Here is a 1,591-nt window from a genome sequence, read left to right as displayed (position 1 = left end):
ACCCGTGCGTGAGCACGAGCGGGAACGCGTCCGGCTCCGGCGAGCGGACGTGCAGGAAGTGGATGCCCAGCCCGTCGATCGTGTCGCGGTACTGCGGGAACGCGTTCAGCCGCTCGGCGAAACCGAAGTCGTAGTCCTCGGCCCAGCTGCGGCAGAGCTCCCGCGCATACGCCAGCGGCAGACCCTGTGACCAGTCGTCCACCGGCTCGCGCTCGGGCCACCGTGTCCGTCGCAAACGTTCACGCAGGTCCTCGATCTCGGCTTCGGTGATGCTGACCTCGAATGGCTCGGCGGACATGGCAAGGCTCCTTACCTGTCGAATTACTGGTCAAGTTACTGGTCGCGTTACTGGTCGAGTTATTGGTCAAGGCGTTATCGGATCAGATGCGGGTGGATGGTCATCGCGGGCTCCCGCGCGTGGCGTCGGGTTCGGGGCGGCGGTCGGCGGCAGGGCGCAGGGTCAGGCTGACGACGAGTCCGGCCAGGGGGAGCGCCGCGAGCACGGCGAGGGCCACCGGCGCCGGCACGATGCCGGTCAGCCCCGCGACAGCGGCCGGACCGATCCCGCCGCCCAGGGCGTTCATGAAGTTGAGCAGGCTCTGTGCGGTGTCGCGGTCGTCCGCGGCGACCAGGTCCGGCGCGAGGCCCACCAGTACGGCCTGGGCGCCGGCGAACCCGCACACGGTCAACGCCGTGCCGGCGACGACCGGGACCGGCCCGGTGAAGATCGCGACCACGAGCACGCCGACGACGGTGAGCGCCGCGAGCCCGGCCGACATCTGCCAGCCGGTGAACCGGTCGGTCAAGGCGCCGACCAGCCGCCCGGCCAGCACCGAGCAGACGGCGGCCGGGACCAGGAGCACGCCGGCTTCGAGGGGGCCGCCGCCCGTGGCCTGCTCGATCAGGGACGGGGCGCGGAACAGCACCCCGTAGTAGCCGGCGAAGACGGTGCCGCCGATGAGCCCGGCCGCCAGGAAGCCGCGGGATGCGATCACCCGCCGGGGCACGAACCCGTCGGGCGTGCCGCGCACGCGCCACCACAGTCCCACGGCGGCGAGCGCCCCGGCGGCGGCCACGGCGAGCGTGACCGCGGTGGGCAGGCCGACCGAGTGCGCCTGTAGCAGCGTGATCAAGGAGCCGGCGAGTACCGACAGCACGGCCGCGCCGACGATATCGAGTCGCCCGGTCGAGCCGTTTCGTCCGTCGTCGCCGTTTCGTCCGCCGCCGTTCCGCTCGCCGCCGCCGTTCCGCGTCAGCGCGCGCCTGCTCGGCCATGCGGCCAGCAGGAGGGGCAGCGCGAGGACCGGGATCGCGAGCACGGCGCGCCACCCGAGCCATGTGGTCACCGCCCCGCCCAACAGCGTTCCGCATCCCGACGCCGTCGCGCTTGCGGCCGCGATGATGCCCAGGGCGCGGATGCGCTGCCGCCGGGGAAGGGCGGTGGCCGCGGCGAAGACGGCGATCACGGTCGCGCCCGCCCCGGCACCGCCGATCAGCCGGCCGACGATCACGACGGGCAGCGTCGGCCCGGCCCCGGCGAGCGCGGAGCCCGCGGCGAGCGCCACGACCCCGGCGACGAGGACCTGGAAGG

General features: G+C 73.6%; 2 protein-coding genes. Both read right to left on the bottom strand.

All coding sequences use genetic code 11. From position 1 onward, the window contains the following. Positions 1 to 298 (bottom strand): epoxide hydrolase N-terminal domain-containing protein (locus tag ACFU99_RS43080; RefSeq protein WP_384404090.1); only part of this gene is annotated, 298 nt, incomplete at its 3' end. A 100-nt stretch (positions 299 to 398) separates the two neighbouring features. Beyond that, positions 399 to 1,591 (bottom strand): MFS transporter (locus ACFU99_RS43075; RefSeq protein ID WP_384404087.1); only part of this gene is annotated, 1,193 nt, incomplete at its 5' end.

Origin of the sequence: Streptomyces sp. NPDC057654 (assembly GCF_042800135.1) — a bacterium.
Classification (GTDB): Bacteria; Actinomycetota; Actinomycetes; order Streptomycetales; family Streptomycetaceae; genus Streptomyces.
This window is presented reverse-complemented; position numbering and strand designations above follow the sequence as displayed.